The sequence below is a fragment of the Stenotrophomonas sp. 2619 genome (genome assembly GCF_040548725.1).
Classification (GTDB): domain Bacteria; phylum Pseudomonadota; class Gammaproteobacteria; order Xanthomonadales; family Xanthomonadaceae; genus Stenotrophomonas; species Stenotrophomonas maltophilia_AP.
On record NZ_JBEPSF010000006.1, the window covers coordinates 127,340 to 144,869 of the forward strand.

A 17,530-nucleotide genomic window follows, 5' to 3' on the forward strand; every position below is an offset into this window, starting at 1 on the left:
GGCTCTGCCCCGCTGCTCGACGCAATAACGCAACCGCACTTACCCGCACTTGCCGGGTAGAACCCGGCACTACGTCGCGCGTTGCCGCGTCATTCGGCCGGCGTGCGCACCCGCAACACCGGCATCTGCGTTTCCGGATGCGTGTCCACCTGCTGCGGCAGGCCGTCCAGTGCGTCGCGCACCGCCTTCAACGACGGGTCGATGCCGCGCATCGGTCGCCACATCCCGATCAGGTGGAAGTGCTGCTGGTAATGCAGCGTCTGCGCGCTGCCCAGCCACAACGGCTGGTTGCCCGGCTGCAGCCGCGCCGGCGCCGGCCACAGGCGCAGCGCGAAGATCTCGTTGGGCGCATTGCCCGCGCGCAGCATCAGCAGCGACTCCACCTGGGTGTCCAGCGTGGCCGGCAGCACCGGCACTTCGTCCGGCGTGGCCGACTTGTCGAGCATCAGCAGCGCCTGTTCCCACCCGGCCTGCGGCTGCACGTGCCAGCCCTGGCTTTCCAGGCGCTTCTGCAGCGGCGCCAGCGGGCCGGCCACCTGCACGTCCAGCGGCCAGCGCTGGTCGTCATCGAACTCGTTGCGACGCGCCGGCAGCTCCCGCCAGGCGTCCTGCAGCCACGCCGCGGCCGTCATGTCCACCGGGGCCGGCTGGGCTGGCTCGAAGCGGGCCAGCTTGAGTGGAATGTTGCGCGGCGCGTACCAGAGCGCGGCCACGGCGAACACGCCGTAGAACAGCCAGGCCACCGGCTTGACCCAGAACGAACGGTTGAAGCGGCGGCGATAGGCAATGCCCAGCACCAGCAGCCAGAAGATGCCGAACAGCATGCCGCCGATGACATCGCTCAGCCAATGCGCGCCCAGGTACAACCGCGCAAACCCGATCAGGCTCACCACGATGCCCGACAGCAGGTACGGCCACACGCGCGTGCGCCCGGGCAGCTCGCGCGCGATCAGCACGGCGAAGAAGCCGAAGATGATGGTGGCCATGGTCACCGACACCGACGGGAAGCCGAAGCCACTGCTGGCGTCCGGCGGGCGCACCACGTGCACCGTGGCGCCCAGCAGCTTGGTCAGTGCCAGCCCGAAGGCCAGCGCGGCCAGCCAGTGCGCGGCCGCCATCCAGCGCCGGCGCCAGACCAGGTAGCCCATGCCGGCTGCCGTGGCCGGCAGCAGCACCTGCCACGCGCCCAGCGACGCCAGCGCGGCCATCGGGTAGTCGGCCAGCGGGTTGCGCAGCGCCAGCATGGCCTGGTGCACCACCATGTCCAGGCGCAGCGGCTCGCCGTGCGCCACCACGGCCATCAGCAGCGCGAACCAGCACCAGCCCAGCAACAGCAGCATCAGCGCCAGCATGGCCAGCGGCACCGACTCGCGCCGTTGCGGGTCGAACACGGCCACCGAGTAACGGCCCAGGGTGGGGTGGCGCTGTGACCAGCGCAGCAGCGTGGCCAGCCAGCTGTCCATGCGCGAGGCCGACCAGCGGTAGCCGTACAGCACGATCGCCCACACCGCGCCCATCAGCACCGCCACCAGGCCCAGCACCATCACCAGCCGCCCGGCCACCGCCGCAACGGCGTCATAGGCTTCGCCCAGGACCCAGCCCGGCGCCAGGAACAGCACCGCCCAGGACAGGCTGGCGATACCGCTGGCCTGGAAGTAGCGCGACAGCGGCATCTTCATCATGCCGGCAATGGCCGGCACGAACGGACGGATCGCCCCGACATAGCGCGCCACCAGGATGCTCTTGAACGCATTGCGGCGGAACATCGTCTCGCCGCGGTCCAGCAGCTGCGGGTACTTGCTGAAGGGCCAGAAGCCCCGAAGCCGGTCGCCCCAGCGGCGCCCCACCCAGTAGCTGATGCCGTCACCGGCGAACGCACCCACCGCCGCACACGCCACCGCGTACGGGCCGGAGATCTGACCCAGGCCGATGAACACGCCCACGGCGAACAGCAGCGGCAGCGCGGGCACGATCGCGCCCAGCACGATGACCGCATCGCAGAAGGCAATGAGGAAAATGACCGCACCGGCGAGCACGGGGTGAGCTGAGATCCACGCAAGCGTGGTATCGATCCATGACGAGTCCATCGTCGGATTATAGAGGTGTGAAGGTGACTGACTGCCGGCCAGCGGCGGCCAACGTGCGTGATCTACAGTGAATGAACGCGATCGCACGCCTAGAATGGCGCCATGAACCGCGCCCCTGATCCCGCTCCGCATGCCCTGAAGGCCGACAGTTTCGGCCGCATTCTGTTGATCGAGCAGGACGGGCAGCGCTTTGTCCGCCGCGACCTGGGCGCCACCCCGTGGTGGCTGCGCCTGCCGGCCTGGTGGCTGGCCCGGCGCGAAGCACGCGCGCTGGCCCACCTGGACGGCATGGCCGACACCCCGGCGCTGCTGGCCTGGAACGGGCGCTGGCTGGACCGCAGCTTCATGGCCGGTGACGCGATGTACCAGCGACCGCCGCAGGGCGACCTGGCCTATTTCCGCGCCGCGCGCCGGCTGCTGCAGCGCGTGCACCGGCATGGCATCGCGCACAACGACCTGGCCAAGGAAGCCAACTGGCTGGTGCGCGAGGACGGCTCGCCGGCCCTGATCGACTTCCAGCTGGCGGTGATCGGCAACCCGCGCTCGCGCTGGATGCGCCTGCTGGCCCGCGAAGACCTGCGCCACCTGCTCAAGCACAAGCGCATGTACTGCCGACAGCACCTGACCCCGGTGGAGAAGCGGCTGCTCAAGCGCACCTCGTGGGTACGCGATGTGTGGTTCCGCACCGGCAAGCCGGTCTACCGCTTCGTCACCCGGAAGATCCTGCACTGGGAAGACAACGAAGGGCAGGGGCCCAAGCCGTGAGCGCGCCGGTGGTGCGCGGGGTGCCGGTGGATGCCGGCAACGTGCTGCACGCGCAGTTGCCCGGCGCCGACTTCGTGCACGCGTGCCGGGCGACGGTGCCACGCGGCGGCCGCTCGGCGCTGCAGGCCTACAAGGACATGGCGTCCACCGTGCCGGGCTGGTTTGACGGGCTCATGGCGGTGCGCAACGGTGGCATGCGGCTACTGGGCATGAAGGACCTGGGATCGCTGCGTGCCGTGCAGGACGCGGCCGACCCCATGCCCGGCCAACGGCTGGGCATCTTCACCGTGCAGCGGCGCACGGCCGACGCGATCGTGCTGGAGGACGACGACCGCCACCTGCACGTGCAACTGGCACTGCAATGGCGTGGCGATGCACTGGAGATCGCCACGGTGGTGCATACGCACAATGCCTTCGGGCGGCTGTACATGCTGCCGGTGGCGCCGGTACATCGGGTGATCGTGCCGCATCTGTTGCGGCGGCAGGTGCGCGGCTATGGGGTTTCGGGGGACCAATGAGCCGTGGATGCACCGGCGATGATGTCATTGTCGCTGGACGCGCCGTTCGTAAGTCAAGCCATTCGGCCAAAGACCAGCGGCAAGAGAATTTCCAGGAGGTTCCATGTGGTACTGCGCTCATGCGATTTTTTACTTCAAGTACGAACGGCAGGAATCATTCCTCCTGCATGAGAATGTCTATTTGATTGAGGCGGCGGATGATGGGCAGGCGCTGCTGGACGCAAAGAAGCTTGCCATGGAGAGCGAAGATCTGAGCGAAGATGGACACTTGGAAGTTGATGGAAACAAGGCGAGTTATCGCTTTGCTGGCATCAGAAAACTGATTGAGGTTCAGCTTGACTCGGACAAGACCGATAGAAAGCTCGATTCGGGCGTCGAGCTGACGTACTCGGTGTTGGCTGTTGACAGTCTTGTCGAGGTAGAACAGCTTGCCCGTGGCGAGATGACACATGTGCTGTATCAGGAATAAAAATCGATGCACAGGGAGCACGGAGACGAGAACGCGATGGGCTGGTGGCGGAGTATGTCTCGCAGCGCCCGACCAGGTGCAATGCCGTCGTACGTCCAAATCGCACCCCGGTCCGGGCAGTGTACGGTGAAACGTTATCGTGCATCCCCGTTGCTGCTGACGGCTGCTCTCGTCCTTGTGGCAGGTTGCGGTGTCGCCGATCATGATGATGCTGCGCTGCGCGATGGCGATTGCTGGCACGTCGGTAACCGTGCCGATCGCATTTACTGCGCCACGACCTACACGCAGTTGCTTGCGCATCCCGAGCGCTATGATGGGAGGCGTATCCAGATACAGGGTAGAGCGGCGGCAAAGGATGTCATTGAAGTCTACCCCTCGCTTGATTCGTTCGAGGGTAATGAGATCCAGGCGTCGCTGTCGCTGCGTTCGGGTGACCGAGTGCCTGAGCTAAGGGCGTATCTGCTGTCACCAACGCGTGTGGATTCCGCGTCGCGCGTCGTTGTGATGGGTGTCTTTCATTTGAATCGAACAGTTCCGGTTGGAAAGAGGCGGGGTGTAACGCTTGAGACGACTCGTCTGGGCAGCCTGGAACTGGATGACTTCAAGTTGTAGGTGGGCTTGTGTGGGGATGAACCTCGCATGCCGCCTGCAGGTGAATCCGCATGCGGGAGTTCGCCCTGTTATGCCTTCGGGGCACTTCTGTGTGAGATCTTGGTTTTGCGGAGCCGGCCAGCGGTCGGCACAACCGCGATTACCAGATCACCTCATGTCACTGGTGCAACTGCTGGGCGGCCTCCTGTCGATGTCGCGCATTGCCTCAGCGGAAGCCATCCAAGGCGCAAGAGTAAACCGTGTTTTCATGCCTTGCGTTCCAGCCACCGGCCGCATGTGTTGCCCGATGCCGTGGCGAATTTGATGTTTTGTAGTTGGCACAATCGGCGCGTCACTGCATCCCATTCCCGGGTGACGGAAGGAGGATGCGGTTTGGTGGCCTGGCGAGGGAGGTGAAATGATTAATATCAGAGCATCGGCGTTGATCGTCCTGGGGCTCGCGGGATGCCAAGGTGCGGAGCCCGTTACCGTCAGCGGCGTCGAAGATGTATGCGCCTATCGGATGAGCGGGGGCGTTTGCCATGTCTCGCCGACCCAGCTGCTGACCGCGCCGGAGAAGCTGGCGGGCAGAGAGGTTGTCGTGGTTCTCTACTACCCCGGCTTCGGTGCCCGCGTGTTGTTCGCCAGCCGCGATGCGGCGCAGAGCAACGATCTGTCGTCCGGGTTCGTTGTTCCCGGCGACGACCCTGCAGGTGGGCAGGGGGCGCAGCCAACGCTGGATCAGCCCGGCTATTACCGCGTGCTCGCTCACTTCGAACGATCCAGGCCGGTGATTGTCGGTGAGGGGGTAACACCGTTGGCCGTTGTTGCCGGTCGATTTGATCGCATTGTCCAGGCGCAGCGCATGTCCTCCCTGGACGAGGTGGTTGAGGAGTGCAGTGCGCTCGAGAACTGCAGCATGGGCTACGCACACGGGCTTCTGCCCATGCCACGGCTGGAGGTCACCGATAAGAAATAGAGTGCCGTCCTTGGCAACGTATGGATGTGTCGAAGGCCGTGTGTGACATCTGCGCGGCCTGACGTTGGCCGTTCCGCCGTCAGGGAGCGGTCACTGGCACCACCTGCTTCCCGATGAAGTTCCGCATCTGTGCGCTTGGCGTGGCGGTGGAGGGCGGACCAGTGGGTACGGTTGGGAGCGCAGCAAACGTTGCTGGCACGGCAGGTCAAAGCGATTTGGACGGCACGCCAGTGACTAGTACTCAATTGGATGTGTCAGCAGCAGGCGGGGCGCTGAGTAGTCTTGGTGGAAGCGCCATTAGTATCATGGCGGGTGATTCTGCACAGGCTTCAACTCAGGGGCTTCAGTCAACATGGGTAAAGCTCCGGTCAACTCGCCGACAGGCATTGGCTTTCAGATAGCTGCAACGACAGCAAGTTCCCTCCGCGTGGGGGTAGCTCAGGGAGCCGCGCAGGGAGCTATGTCCAACGCTGGGCAGAGGACCGCAGACGTTACCGTCGGAACATTGCAGAAAGTAGTTGAGGAGAAAGTGAAGTGAGAGGCTTCTTCAACCGGGCGTTCTTCGTGTACGAAATCGGCTCGCTCATAATGCTGCTTGTCCTGGCAACCGTCCTCACTTGGCCAGACCTGTTCAAAGCCCTGCGGTTCGGCGGGCGGCTGTTTTTGTTGATACAGCCGTTCCTTCTTCTGGGACTTGTTGCGGACCATTTCTCGCGGCGTCGTCGTAGATGAAACGTCGTGTCTGACACGCACCAACCGCTGGATCGGCAACGCTTCCTGGTGAGGCCGCGCCCTATGCAACTGATGATCGACGCGTGCAGGCTCCCGCATCTGCGGGGGCAGGAAGCCGGACAGCGGCCGGCACTCCGAGGTCGCCAGATCACGGTGCGGCCGCAGGGCCTGCCTGTTGCCCGATATGCGGGGCAACTGGATCATACGTGCGAAGAATTCGATGAGGACGGTCCTGTTAATCGGGCGCACGGCGTTCGGGAGTAGCGCCTGCGCCCAATTACTCACGGCGTAGCCACAGGCACCACCTGCTGCCCGATGAAATGCCGCGTTCCATCGAAGTCGTAGCCGATCTGAATCTGTCCGACGTCGGCGCACGCATGGCAGTCGCGCAGCGGCGTGCGGTACAGCAGTCGGATGCCGCCATTGTCCAGCGGCGTACTGCCGCCTGCCTGCGCCGGCGCGAACGGCGTTGCCTGTGGGTGGGCGGCCAGCAGGGCCTGCACGCCCGGGTCGGCACGCACGGTGTCGTCCAGCTGTACGGCGTCCACATCGATGCGCTTGCCGGCGGCATCCACCAGCCGCGTGCCCTCGTTGGTGTTGGCCCGGAACGGGTAGGCCACCGTGGCCACGCCAATGCCGTCGTGTTCATGCCAGGCGGTGACAAACGCCAGTTCGCCGGCACTGGACAGTTGCCCGGCCGCCGTGACCGCATCCGCGCTGGCACCACCGGCCTGCATCGCCTTGATCAGGCATTCGCGGGTGGCGGCCGCCTCGCCCTGGCGGCAGCTGTTGAGGTCGCCACTCCACACCACGGCATTGCTCCAGCGCACCGTGGCATCGGCGGCCATCTTCTGCGCGCTCGGCGTGGCGGTGGGGGGCGGGTCGGCGGGTTCGGCGGGGTCTTTCTGGCAGGCGGCAAGCAGCAACAGACCCAGGGCAGGCAACAGACAACGGGAACGGCGCATGGCAAGTACCTCGCAGCGGTAACCGGGAGGCCACTATCGTCAAGGGGCGGTGAAAATTCTGTGGGCGCGGCATACTGGCGCGAGACATTCATGCGCAGGAGCATTCGACGTGGCCAGTCTGCAAGGCAAGACCATTTTCATCACCGGTGGCTCGCGCGGCATCGGCCTGGCCATCGCCCTGCGCGCGGCGCGCGATGGTGCCAACGTGGCGATCGCAGCGAAGTCGTCGGTGCCCAACCCGAAGCTGCCTGGCACCATCCACAGCGCGGTCGAGGCAGTCACCGCCGCCGGCGGCCAGGGCCTGGCACTGAAGTGCGACATCCGCGAGGAAGACCAGGTGCGCGCCGCGGTGGCTGCGACCGTGGACACCTTCGGCGGCATCGACATCTTGGTCAACAACGCCAGCGCGATCTGGCTGCGCGGCACGCTGGATACGCCGATGAAGCGCTTCGACCTGATGCAGCAGGTCAATTCGCGCGGCAGTTTCCTGTGCGCGCAGGCGTGCCTGCCGTACCTGCTGCAGGCGCCCAATCCGCACATCCTGACCCTGGCGCCGCCACCGAGCCTGGATCCCAAATGGTGGGGCCCGCACACCGGCTACACGCTGGCCAAGATGGGCATGAGCTTCGTCACCCTGGGGCTGGCGGCCGAATTCGGTCCGCAGGGCGTGGCGGTCAATGCGCTGTGGCCGCGCACCATCATCGCCACCGATGCGATCAACATGATTCCCGGCGTGGATGTTGCCGGGTGCCGCACGCCGGAGATCCTGGCCGATGCCGCGCACGCCGTGCTGACCCGCGACGCAGCCGGCTTCAGCGGGCAGTTCCTGCTCGATGACGAGGTGCTGGCCGCGGCAGGTATCACCGACCTCAGCGGCTATGCGGTGGACCCGTCGCGGCCGCTGCTGCCGGATCTGTTCCTGGATTAAGGTTCCGGGCGGTAGGGGGGGGCGTTGTCGACAGCGGCTGCACGCGCAGCTGCTAAGGTGCGCACCCCCCGTGTTTCAGATCCCTGTCATGTCCCAGTGTGTTTCCCGTCTCTCCCTGGCCGCGGCCATCGCCGTGGCCGGCCTGCTCGGCGCCTGCAGCAAAGGCGCCTCCACCGCCGCCGATGCGCAGGGCGTGGAAAAAGTGAATGCCTACATCAACTGCTTCAACGCAGTGGAGGAGCCGATCCATCAGGGCTTCCAGCAGTACACCGGCTGGATGAAGGACGCCGACGCCGGCCCCACTGGCAAGGAAACGCAGGTGCGCGGCCCCGGCACGGTGCTGTCCCATCGCGTGGATGCGTGCAACGCCCCGATGGTGGCGGCACTGGCCATGACCCCGGCCGAGCCGGACCTGGACCCGGCGGCACGCGCGTATCAGAAGACCTTTGTCGACCTGTACGCGCTGATCGAGCAGGCCGACCGTTACTACAGCCGCGAAGACTACCTGCGCGATGACCACGCCGGCATGCGCAGCCAGCACGCGCCGCTGATGCAGGCCTACGCGGCATTCTTCGCCGCTGGCACGGCACTGGATGCCGCGCTGGAGAAGCGCGAGGACGAGCGACGTGCCGCGCAGCTCAAGGAGATCGAAGCCACCGAAGGCCGCTCGCTGGCGTACTACCAGCTCAGGATCGTGGGCGATGGCAAGCGGCTGACCCAGCTGCTCAGTGCCGATGCACCGGATCTGGCGCAGGCCCGCACCGAGCTGGCCGCATTCCAGGCGTTGTTGCAGCAGGCACAGAACGACAAGGTCGGGCGGGGCGATGCGATGTGGGGGCACGTAGAACGTTCGGCTGATGCGCTGGCCCGCGACGCCGGCCGCCGCATCGAACGCGTGCAGGAAAACAAACCGCTCACCCGCGGCGAGCAGATGCTGCTGCAGAGCGGTGGCCGCGCGAGCCTGCCGCAGGGTTCGGCAGAAGCCGTCATGGCCAGCTACAACGACCTGGTGGACATGGCCAACCGGATGACGCGGTTCAGCGGCGCGCGCTGAACGACCCTGTCGGCAGGGTGCGCCCTGCACCCTGCTGACGTGGCTGTCCTGCATCGCTGCCACCTTCCTTGTTGCCGGTTGGCAACCCGCGCGGTCCGCAGACCTGCGCGGTTCGCGTTGCTAAACTATGGCTCTGGAATCGTTTACAACACGGAGACGTTCAATGAAACACGTTCTTTCCACGGCGGTACTGGCCGTGTCGATCACCCTGGCGCTGGCCGCCTGCGGCAACAAGTCCGCCGAGCCTGCCAAGGACGCCGCCGCCCCGGCCAGCAAGGCCGACGCCCAGGCCGAAGAGGCCGAGCAGGCGCTCACCGGCAAGCTCAACAGCTACATCGACTGCTACAACGATGTCGATTCGGGCATCCACCAGGGCATCGGGTACTACACCAGCTGGATGAAGGACCCCAAGGCCGGCCCGACCGGTCGCGAAGAACGCCCGATCGGTCCGCCGGACCTGGACGCCGACGACCTCAAGACCTGCGATGCGGCCATTCCCACGGCGATTGCCGCGGCGCCGGCGCTGCCGGAGCTGGACAAGGCGGCCAAGGCTTACCTGGACAGCCTGCACACCCTGCAGCCGCTCACCCATGCGGCGTACGACTACTACAAGCGCGAAGACTTTGAAGACGACGGCTACGCGCGCGGCAAGGCGATGCATGCGCCGCTGATGGACGCCCTGGCCGCCTTCGTGCAGGCCAGCGGCGTGTTCAGCACCGCCCTGGAGGCCGAGAACGACCGTGCCCAGCAGGCGCAGCTGCAGGCGCTGGAGAAGCAGGAAGGCCGCACCCGCACGTACTACCGCCTGGCCATCATGATGGAGGCCAAGTCGCTGATGGACCTGATGGCCGAGGATGACTTCGACGTGGTGCAGGGGCGTGCCCGACTGGATGCCTTCAATACCATCGCCGACGAAGCGCACGCCAAGGTGGCCGACCAGGAACCGGGCAAGATGGACTGGAACAGCTTCGAGACCGCCGCGGAGAACTTCCGCCGCGAGGGCAAGGAGCGCATCAAGCGCGTGGTCGACAAGACCCCGTACACCGACTTCGAGCAGCGCATGCTCGATTCGCCGTCGCACGCCCCGCAGGGCTCGGCCGGGCGCCTGTTGAACGAGTACAACAGCCTGGTGTTCCAGAGCAACCGCCAGTAAACGGCAGGGCGATCCGCCCCGGTGCGTGCCGCGCGCCGGGGTGGATCGCGGTTACTGGTTGAAGGTATCGGGCAACGCGTCGCCGCACCGGCGGCAATGCCGGGCGTCCGGTTCGTGGCCTTCCAGCCCGCAGTGCGGGCACCCGCGTGCATCACGCCGCGCGGCCAGGTCGGCCTCGCGCATGGTGCTGGCCAGTTCGGCGGTGTAGATGCCGGTGGGCACGGCGATGATGCTGTAGCCGATCAGGATCAGCACCGAGGTGACGAAGCGGCCCAGCACGGTCTGCGGCACGATGTCGCCGAACCCCACCGTGGCCATGGTCACCACCGCCCAGTACATGCTGCTGGGGATGCTGGTGAACCCGTGGTTGGGCCCCTCGATGACGTACATCAGGGTGCCGGCGATGATGGTGATGGTGACCACCGTGAACAGGAACAGCAGCACCTTGCGCCGGCTGCGCCACAGCGATTCCATCAGCACGCCGCTTTCTTCGATGTAGCGGGTCAGCTTGAGGATGCGGAACACCCGCAGGATGCGCAGCGCGCGCACCACCAGCAGGCTCTGCGCGCCGGGGATGAACAGGGACAGGTAGGTGGGCAGGATCGAGGCCAGGTCGATGATGCCCCAGATGCTGAACGCGTAGCGCAAGGGCCGTTTGACCACCACCAGCCGCAGCAGGTACTCGGCGGTGAACAGGATCGTGAAGCCCCATTCCAGCACGTACAGCCAGTTGGCGTGGGCGATGTGGAAGCGCTGCACGCTGTCGAACATCACCACCAGCACGCTGGCGATGATGGCGTACACCAGCAGCAGGTCGAAATTGCGCGACGGGCGGGTGTCGTGGCGGTAGATGATCTCGAACCAGGTCCGGCGCCAGCCGGTCTCGGTGGCGGGGTTGAGCTGGGGGGCGGTGAACGGTCGCATGCGCTGCATTGTGCCCCACCGGCCCAAAGCGCGAGAATGGGACTTTCCCGCACCCCCTGAACGCCATGACCGCCGCTGCCACCGATCCGCTGTTGTCCCTGTCGCATTACTACCTGCCGGTGTACAAACCGCGCCAGGTGGTGCTTGAGCGCGGCCAGGGCGCGCGCGTGTGGGACACCCAGGGGCGCGAATTCATCGACCTGGCCGCTGGCATCGCCGTGTGCGGGCTGGGCCACAACGACCCGGACCTGACCGCCGCGCTGATCGAGCAGGCCGGCAAGCTGTGGCACACCAGCAACGTGTTCTACAGCGAACCGCCGCTGCGCCTGGCCGAGGAGCTGGTCACCAGTTCGCGCTTCGCCGAGCGCGTGTTCCTGTGCAATTCCGGCGCCGAAGCCAATGAAGTGGCGATCAAGCTGGTGCGCAAGTGGGCCTCCTCGAAGGGCCGCCCGGCCCACCAGCGGGTGATCGTGACCTTCCGCGGCAGCTTCCATGGCCGCACCCTGGCCGCGGTTACCGCCACTGCCCAGCCGAAGTACCAGGAAGGCTACGAGCCGCTGCCCGGTGGCTTCCGCTACGTCGATTTCAACGACGAGGTGCAGCTGGAAACCGCGATGGCCGCCGGCGACGTGGCGGCGGTGATGCTGGAGCCGATCCAGGGCGAGGGCGGGGTGATGCCGGCCAAGCCGGGCTTCCTGCAGCGCATCCGCGAGCTGTGCGACCAGCACGACGCCCTGCTGGTGCTGGATGAGATCCAGGTGGGCATGGGCCGTACCGGCACCCTGTTCGCGCATTGGCAGGAAGGCATCAAGCCGGACATCGTGACCCTGGCCAAGGCCCTGGGCGGCGGTTTCCCGATCGGCGCGATGCTGGCCGGGCCGAAGGTGGCCGAAGTGATGCAGTTCGGCGCGCACGGCACCACCTTCGGCGGCAATCCGCTGGCGGCGGCGGTGGCGCGCGTGGCGCTGCGCAAGCTGTCCTCGCCGGAGATCGGGCACAACGTGGGCCGCCAGTCGCAGGCGCTGCGCGATGGCCTGGACCGGATCAACGAGGAGTTCAAGGTGTTCAGCCAGGTGCGCGGCCGCGGCCTGATGCTGGGCGCAGTGCTGGACAAGGACTTCGCCGGCCAGGCCGGTGCCATCCTGGACCACGCCGCCGAGCACGGCCTGCTGACCCTGCAGGCCGGCCCGGACGTGCTGCGCTTCGTGCCGTCGTTGAACATCACCGACGAGGAAGTGGCCGAAGGCCTCAAGCGCCTGCGCGCGGCGGTGCAATCCTTCATCGCCTCCCGGTAGAGCCGACCGTTGGTCGGCTGCTGTGGTAGAGCCGACCGCTGGTCGGCTCTACGCCAGGCCGTACCGCTTCAACACCTTGCCGATGCTGCGACTGTCGGTGGCGGTTTCCGCCTGCAATCCCGCCTGACGCGCACCGCGCACGTTGGTGAACAGGTCGTCGATGAACAGCGTGCGCCCGGCGCGTGCGCCCAGCAGCGCCATCGCGTGCACGAATACAGCCGGGTCCGGTTTGCGTCCGCCCAGCGCGCCGCTGCACAGGATGCGCCCGTGCAGCGCCGGGGCAAGGGTCGGCAGGATGCGCGGAATGGTGTCCGCCATCAGCGCGCCGTTGTTGGTGAGGATTGCAATCGGCAGGCGGCGCGCGACCTGTTCAATGCGTTCGATTACCCCGGTCTGTGGCGCGGACGCGGCGATGCGGGCGTCCTGCCACTGCGCGATGCTCACCGTGCTGCCCAATGCCGCCCCCAACTGGTGCAGGTACCGCGTGCTGTCCAGGCCGGCGTCGTGCTGCTGCTCCAGGCCGCTGTCGAACAGGGCGGCGTGCACCTGTGCGACGCTGCAGCCGGTGCTGGCGGCCAGGTGAGCCACGCGCAGGTGCCGCGCATGACGCACCAGCACACCATCGAAATCCAGCAGCAGGCATTCCACGGCGACGGCCATCGCGCACTCTCGTCCAGGTCCAATGCTGACCGTACCCCACTCGGGGCGCGCGCTGCGACATCGCGTCGCAGGCCGGGCGCGGGCACGGACTCTAGAATCGCGTGGACTGTTCGATGGAGATCGCCGTGAAACTGCTTGTTCCCGTGTTGCTCGCCGGCCTGATGCTGGCCCCGGCTGCCCATGCCCGCGTGTGCGCGGTCAGCATCGACAGCACCGACCAGATGAGCTTCAGCCAGAAGGAGATCAAGGTCGGCGCGGACTGCAGCCAGGTGAAGCTGACCCTGCGCCACACGGGCAAGCTGGCCGCTACCGCGATGGGCCACAACTGGGTGCTCACGCGGACCCCGGACTACCAGCCGGTGGCGATGGCCGGCATGCGCACGTCCCTGGCCGACAGCTACCTGCCCAAGGGCGATGCGCGCGTGCTGGCGCATACCGCGGTGATCGGCGGTGGGCAGACCACCAGCGTGACCTTCTCGACCGCGAAGCTGGCCAAGGGCGGCGACTACACGTTCTTCTGCTCGTTCCCGGGGCACTTTGCGATGATGAAAGGCCGTTTTCTGTTCGGCTGAGCGCCGAACTGAAACCAACCGGTAGCTACCGACCGCTGGTCGGTAGACCGGGTGATCGGCACGCACGCGGTGACGACCAACGGTCGTCACCTGCCGTGTTCGATCAGCCTTTGACGACCTTGAACGCTTCGCGCGCCGCGTCGATGGTCGCGTCGATCACGCTGTCGTCGTGCGCGCTGGACATGAAGCCGGCTTCGTACGCGGACGGGGCCAGGAACACGCCGCGCTCCAGCATCGCGTGGAAGAAGGTGTTGAACGCGGTGATGTCGCAGGCGGTGGCCTGGGCGTAGGTGTCCACCTTCTGGTCGGTGAAGAACAGGCCGAACATGCCGCCCACCTGGGTGGTGGTCACGGCCACGCCGGCCTCGGCCGCGGCCGCTTCCAACCCGGCGCACAGGCGCGCGCTGGCCGCGCCCAGGCGGTCATGGAAGCCCGGTTCCTGCACCAGTTCCAGCATCGCAAGGCCGGCGGCCATCGCCACCGGGTTGCCGCTGAGCGTGCCGGCCTGGTAGATCGGGCCGGACGGGGCGATCTGCGCCATCAGGTCGGCCCGGCCGCCGTAGGCACCTACCGGCATGCCGCCGCCGATGATCTTGCCGAAGGTGGTCAGGTCCGGGGTGATGCCGTAAAGGGCCTGCGCACCGCCGAGGGCGACGCGGAACCCGGTCATCACCTCATCGAAGATCAACAGCGCGCCGTACCGGGTGCACAGGGCGCGCAGGTGCTGCAGGTAGCCGTCGCGCGGCGGAATGCAGTTGGCGTTGCCCACCACCGGCTCGATGATCAGCCCGGCGATGTGCTCGCCCTGTTCGGCGAACAGCGCGGTGGCCGCGTCGAAATCGTTGTAGGGCAGGGTCAGGGTGAGTTCGCTCAGGCCGGCCGGCACGCCCGGCGAGGTGGGCACGCCCAGGGTCAGCATGCCGCTGCCGGCCTTGACCAGGAACGAGTCGCCGTGGCCGTGGTAGCAGCCTTCGAACTTGACGATGCGGCTGCGCCCGGTGGCCCCGCGCGCCAGCCGGATCGCCGACAGCGTGGCTTCGGTGCCGGAGTTGACCATGCGCACCATCTGGCACGACGGGATCAGCCGGGTGAGGGTTTCGGCCATCACCACTTCGGCCTCGCACGGCGCGCCGAACGACAGGCCGTTGTTGATCGCGTGCTTCACCGCCTGGCGCACGGCCGGGTGGTTGTGGCCGACGATCATCGGGCCCCACGACCCCACGTAGTCGATGTAGCGGTTGCCATCCACGTCGTACAGGTACGGGCCATCGGCGCGCTGCACGAAGAACGGCTCGCCGCCGACCGACTTGAACGCGCGCACCGGCGAGTTGACGCCGCCCGGCAGCAGCGTCTGGGCGCGGGTGAACAGGGCGTGGGACTGGTCGTGGTTCATGGGGTGTCCTGGGTCTTACGGAAACTGGGCGAGGAAGGCGCGCTGGGTGGCAACCGGGTCGGGGGCGGCAAAAATGCCGCTGACCACGGCCACCAGGTCGGCACCGGCCGCGATGATGGGACCCACATTGTCCGGGCTGAGCCCGCCGATCGCCACCCGCGGCACGCCCAGTGCGGCGCTTTGCCGCAGCAGGTCCGGCGTGGCACGGCTGGTGGTGACCTTGGTGGTGGTGGAGAAGAACGCGCCGAAGGCCACGTAACTGGCGCCTTCTGCCACGGCATGCTCGGCATTGGCCAACTGGTCGTAGCAGGACGCGCCGATGAGGGCGTCGGGCCCCAGCAGGGCACGCGCCGCGCCGATGTCGCCGTCGGTGCCGCCCAGGTGCACGCCAGCGGCCCCCACGGCATGGGCCAGCGCCGGGTCGTCATTGATGATCAATGGCACGCCGTGCTGCGCGCACAGCGCCTGTAGTGCGGTCGCCTGCTGCAGGTGCAGGGCGGCATCGGCGGTCTTGTTGCGGTACTGCAGCCAGGTGGCGCCGGCGGCCAGCAGCGGCGCGGTACGCGCCAGCAGGCGGGCGGTGTCGGCCTCGTCGGGGGTGATCAGGTAGACGCCACGGGGGCGCACGGAGGAGGCTGAAGCAGAATTCATCGGTGGCTACCGGTAGCACGACGGGAGTGGGACAATGGCGGTCGCCCGTTTTTGTCCAGCCGTGATTATCCAATGACCGATGCCACCGCCACCACTTTCCGCACCTGGATGTGCGTTGTCTGCGGGTTCCTGTACAGGGAAGAAGACGGCCTGCCGGAAGAAGGCATCGCGCCGGGCACGCGCTGGGAAGACATTCCCGACACCTGGACGTGCCCGGACTGCGGCGTGACCAAGGACGATTTCGAGATGGTCGAGGTCGATTGACCGGAGGTCCGGTCTCGAGCGCGACGGTCGATTGCACGCAGGGGTAGGCATCGACCGTTGGTCGATACGCCCCGTCGTCAATGCAACCGCGGCGCCCGTCCGCCCAGTTCCACCAGCTTCTCGCGCACCCATTGCGCATCGGTGGCCTGCCGGTTGCGTTGCAGGTACAGCGCCAGGTCATGGCGCGCCCCCGCCTGGTACTCCAGGTTGAGGTACGCCAGGCCGCGGTCGCGCAGCGCATCGTCCTGTTCGGGGGCCAGCTTGAGCAGGCGGTCGGCACTGCGCGCGGCGCGGTCCCATTCGCCGCGCTCCACGTACACACCGTGCAGGTTGCGCAGCATGCGCATCAAAATCGCGCGCGCCGGGGCGGCATCCAGGATCTGCGCCAGGACGTGGTCGTCCGGGGTTTCACCACCCAGGTGCGAGCGCGCGCGTTCGCGCAGTTCTTCCACGTCCAGCGGGCGGCCGCCGTTGTAGGGGTCCATGACCAGCACCCCGTCGTCCACCGGCAGGCGCACCAGGAAGTGCCCCGGGAAGGACACCCCGTCCAGCGGAATGCCCAGCCGGCGCGCGACTTCCATCTGCACCAGGGCCAGCGAGATCGGATTGCCCAGGCGGCGTTCGAACACCTGGTTGAGGTAGCTGTTGCGCGGGTCGTAGTACTCGCCGTGGTCGCCGCCGTAGCCCAGTTCGTCGAACAGGTGGCGGTTCACGGCGGCGATCTTGAGCGGCCAGTGCTCGATGGTGTCCACCTCGGTACGCAGGTGGTCGGCATGGGCCTGCACCACTGCGTCGTAGACGGTGGGGTCCAGGTCGGGGTACTCGTCGCGGGCGATCAGCAGTGCCGTGGGCAACAGCGGCAGGGCCTCGTCATCCAGCTCGGCCAGTGAATCCCACGTCGGCAATGTGATCTGCCCCTGCATGGCTACAGACTGGCGACAAACGCAGCCGGTTTCAAGGGCTTCAGCACCGGATCACGCCCACCGGTAGAGCCGACCGTTGGTCGGCTGAGCGGGAACGTTGTGGAGGGCCAGGGGCGACCGACCCACGGTCGGCTCTACCCCGGGCGGGGGCGCGGTATCAGCGGTCGGCGATGCCCGGGCCGAAGGTGATCTCGGTGCCGTCCTTCAAGCCCAGCTTTTCAGCCTGGCCAGCATTGAGTTCCAGCACGTAACGGGCCGGGCCGCTGCTGGGGTAGGGCGGGCAACGGTCGCCGGCCGAGCACGGCGGCACGTCGCGCTGCTGGCTGACCAGCCGGCGCTGTTCGTCGAAGTACAGGATGTCCAGCGCGATCTTGGTGTTCTTCATCCAGTACGCCTGCAGCTCCTCGCGCTCGTGCAGGAACAACATGCCGTGGTTGGCGTCCATCTGGTCGCGGAACATCAGCCCGCGCGCGCGGCTGGCGTCATCGCGGGCCAGTTCGACCTGGTAGCGGGCACCGCTCAGTTCCACCCAGTGGCGGGCGCCGCTGCTGGCGCAGCCGGTGAGGGTCATCAGGAGCAGCAGCGGCAACAGGCGGATCAGCGACAT

20 protein-coding genes are annotated in these 17,530 nt (G+C 66.9%); 11 read left to right on the forward strand and 9 right to left on the reverse strand.

The window, feature by feature from the left end:
* Positions 1–89 precede the first annotated feature (89 nt).
* A complete protein-coding gene (locus tag ABIA71_RS08045) occupies positions 90–2,087 on the reverse strand; it encodes a bifunctional DedA family/phosphatase PAP2 family protein (RefSeq protein WP_354284585.1) in 1,998 nt (665 codons plus the stop codon).
* A gap of 102 nt (positions 2,088–2,189) precedes the next feature.
* Here ABIA71_RS08045 and ABIA71_RS08050 point away from each other — a divergent pair, with 102 nt between their 5' ends.
* The 5 genes from ABIA71_RS08050 (at position 2,190) to ABIA71_RS08070 (ending at position 5,409) form a co-directional block, all read left to right on the forward strand.
* Positions 2,190–2,852 (forward strand): protein kinase family protein, encoded by a 663-nt coding sequence (locus ABIA71_RS08050; protein WP_354284587.1) that lies wholly within the window; start codon positions 2,190–2,192, stop codon positions 2,850–2,852.
* Positions 2,849–3,370 carry a DUF2867 domain-containing protein gene (locus ABIA71_RS08055; RefSeq protein WP_354284589.1) on the forward strand — a complete coding sequence of 174 codons (522 nt, stop codon included), beginning with the start codon at positions 2,849–2,851 and terminating at the stop codon, positions 3,368–3,370. The genes ABIA71_RS08050 and ABIA71_RS08055 overlap by 4 nt, the downstream gene beginning before the upstream one ends.
* 103 nt (positions 3,371–3,473) lie before the next feature.
* On the forward strand, positions 3,474–3,839 hold the full coding sequence (locus tag ABIA71_RS08060; RefSeq protein ID WP_354284591.1) for a DUF4288 domain-containing protein: 366 nt from the start codon (positions 3,474–3,476) through the stop codon (positions 3,837–3,839).
* Between the two features lie 126 nt (positions 3,840–3,965).
* Positions 3,966–4,451: a hypothetical protein gene (locus ABIA71_RS08065; protein ID WP_354284593.1), complete on the forward strand. Its 486-nt coding sequence runs from the start codon at positions 3,966–3,968 to the stop codon at positions 4,449–4,451.
* 397 nt (positions 4,452–4,848) lie between these two features.
* A complete protein-coding gene (locus tag ABIA71_RS08070) occupies positions 4,849–5,409 on the forward strand; it encodes a hypothetical protein (RefSeq protein WP_354284595.1) in 561 nt (186 codons plus the stop codon).
* Between the two features lie 438 nt (positions 5,410–5,847).
* Here the strand turns inward: ABIA71_RS08070 and ABIA71_RS08075 are convergent, their stop codons facing one another.
* Positions 5,848–6,345 (reverse strand): hypothetical protein, encoded by a 498-nt coding sequence (locus tag ABIA71_RS08075; RefSeq protein WP_354284597.1) that lies wholly within the window; start codon positions 6,343–6,345, stop codon positions 5,848–5,850.
* Between the two features lie 77 nt (positions 6,346–6,422).
* Positions 6,423–7,106, reverse strand: a complete 684-nt coding sequence (locus ABIA71_RS08080; RefSeq protein ID WP_354284599.1) for a hypothetical protein — start codon at positions 7,104–7,106, stop codon at positions 6,423–6,425.
* 109 nt (positions 7,107–7,215) lie between these two features.
* Between ABIA71_RS08080 and ABIA71_RS08085 the strand changes: the two genes are divergently transcribed.
* From ABIA71_RS08085 to ABIA71_RS08095, 3 genes are all read left to right on the forward strand, one after another.
* Positions 7,216–8,034, forward strand: coding sequence for an SDR family oxidoreductase (locus ABIA71_RS08085; RefSeq protein ID WP_128097358.1), 819 nt, complete (start codon positions 7,216–7,218; stop codon positions 8,032–8,034).
* 88 nt (positions 8,035–8,122) lie between these two features.
* Complete coding sequence (locus ABIA71_RS08090; RefSeq protein ID WP_354284601.1) at positions 8,123–9,088, forward strand: YiiG family protein; 966 nt, start codon at positions 8,123–8,125, stop codon at positions 9,086–9,088.
* A 163-nt stretch (positions 9,089–9,251) separates the two neighbouring features.
* The gene (locus ABIA71_RS08095) at positions 9,252–10,241 is read left to right on the forward strand and encodes a YiiG family protein (protein ID WP_354284603.1); all 990 of its coding nucleotides are present in this window, start codon (positions 9,252–9,254) and stop codon (positions 10,239–10,241) included.
* Between the two features lie 51 nt (positions 10,242–10,292).
* Here ABIA71_RS08095 and ABIA71_RS08100 read toward each other — a convergent pair whose 3' ends face one another.
* Positions 10,293–11,165: an ion transporter gene (locus ABIA71_RS08100; RefSeq protein WP_354284604.1), complete on the reverse strand. Its 873-nt coding sequence runs from the start codon at positions 11,163–11,165 to the stop codon at positions 10,293–10,295.
* Positions 11,166–11,230: 65 nt separating this feature from the next.
* Between ABIA71_RS08100 and ABIA71_RS08105 the strand changes: the two genes are divergently transcribed.
* Complete coding sequence (locus tag ABIA71_RS08105; protein ID WP_128097355.1) at positions 11,231–12,460, forward strand: acetylornithine transaminase; 1,230 nt, start codon at positions 11,231–11,233, stop codon at positions 12,458–12,460.
* Positions 12,461–12,508: 48 nt separating this feature from the next.
* Here ABIA71_RS08105 and ABIA71_RS08110 read toward each other — a convergent pair whose 3' ends face one another.
* The gene (locus ABIA71_RS08110) at positions 12,509–13,120 is read right to left on the reverse strand and encodes an HAD-IA family hydrolase (RefSeq protein WP_354284606.1); all 612 of its coding nucleotides are present in this window, start codon (positions 13,118–13,120) and stop codon (positions 12,509–12,511) included.
* A 113-nt stretch (positions 13,121–13,233) separates the two neighbouring features.
* Between ABIA71_RS08110 and azu the strand changes: the two genes are divergently transcribed.
* Positions 13,234–13,692 (forward strand): azurin, encoded by a 459-nt coding sequence (gene azu, locus ABIA71_RS08115; protein WP_128097353.1) that lies wholly within the window; start codon positions 13,234–13,236, stop codon positions 13,690–13,692.
* A gap of 103 nt (positions 13,693–13,795) precedes the next feature.
* On the opposite strand, the gene hemL is transcribed toward azu, so the two are convergent.
* On the reverse strand, positions 13,796–15,085 hold the full coding sequence (gene hemL, locus ABIA71_RS08120; protein WP_354284608.1) for a glutamate-1-semialdehyde 2,1-aminomutase: 1,290 nt from the start codon (positions 15,083–15,085) through the stop codon (positions 13,796–13,798).
* Positions 15,086–15,100: 15 nt separating this feature from the next.
* Positions 15,101–15,736, reverse strand: a complete 636-nt coding sequence (thiE, locus tag ABIA71_RS08125; RefSeq protein ID WP_354284610.1) for a thiamine phosphate synthase — start codon at positions 15,734–15,736, stop codon at positions 15,101–15,103.
* 72 nt (positions 15,737–15,808) lie between these two features.
* On the opposite strand from thiE, the gene ABIA71_RS08130 reads away from it, so the two are divergent.
* Positions 15,809–16,000, forward strand: a complete 192-nt coding sequence (locus ABIA71_RS08130) for a rubredoxin (RefSeq protein WP_037553342.1) — start codon at positions 15,809–15,811, stop codon at positions 15,998–16,000.
* Between the two features lie 77 nt (positions 16,001–16,077).
* Here the strand turns inward: ABIA71_RS08130 and ABIA71_RS08135 are convergent, their stop codons facing one another.
* On the reverse strand, positions 16,078–16,923 hold the full coding sequence (locus tag ABIA71_RS08135; protein ID WP_354284612.1) for a SirB1 family protein: 846 nt from the start codon (positions 16,921–16,923) through the stop codon (positions 16,078–16,080).
* Positions 16,924–17,080: 157 nt separating this feature from the next.
* Positions 17,081–17,530, reverse strand: coding sequence for a DUF192 domain-containing protein (locus ABIA71_RS08140; protein ID WP_128097349.1), 450 nt, complete (start codon positions 17,528–17,530; stop codon positions 17,081–17,083).